The following is a 603-nucleotide window of genomic DNA, read 5'->3' on the forward strand; positions in this document are numbered from 1 at the left end:
CGCCAGGACGCATCCGCCCGCTGAGAATGTCGGCGCGCAACTGCGCATAGACGGACTGGGTCAACGTCGCCGTTTGCCGCTCGCCAGCCCCCTCCGGCGTGGCGATGGTGTCCACTGCAGAAAGGGCCGACTTGTCATTCTTGTCGTTCAGGTACATTTCAATCATCTTGCTCTTTCAGAATGCGGCAAGGCGAAAAGATAAGGGCGCTCGTCGGGAAAGTCGAATCTCTGGAGTGTCCGTAATCGGCGAGCTGACGTTCCCGCGCAATCTCGGGGTCAGCTTCCGGCCCTTGGTTACGCTCCGGCCGCCGGGCGCTACACCCCTTGCGGTCTGCAGGTGGCCGGAGCCGAAACATATTCAGATGGGCCTTGCGGGTTCTGCTCCGCCTGCGTTCATGCGTGCGAGGGCGGTTCGGTGTGCGACGCGATCGAGCAGTGTCACCATTTCTTCCAGTTCGCCGGCGGGCAGATCCTGCGTGATGAAGACGATGCGCGTGCGCTGATCCTCGTCGGGCCATTCGGGAAGCCAGGTCAGGTTGTGCAGCAGATGCTGCGCGCCCTGGATGACGGCGGGCTGGCCGGGTTCCTCCCTGACATTCACCA

1 protein-coding gene is annotated in these 603 nt (G+C 62.7%); it reads right to left on the reverse strand.

Features of this window, described 5'->3' with window-relative positions:
- Positions 1 to 358: 358 nt before the first annotated feature.
- Positions 359 to 603: GTP-binding protein (locus MRBLMC3_RS18715; protein WP_363831271.1), on the reverse strand; the 245-nt coding region annotated here is incomplete at its 5' end.

The sequence above is a fragment of the Sphingobium sp. LMC3-1-1.1 genome (assembly GCF_040676285.1).
Classification (GTDB): Bacteria; Pseudomonadota; Alphaproteobacteria; order Sphingomonadales; family Sphingomonadaceae; genus Sphingobium.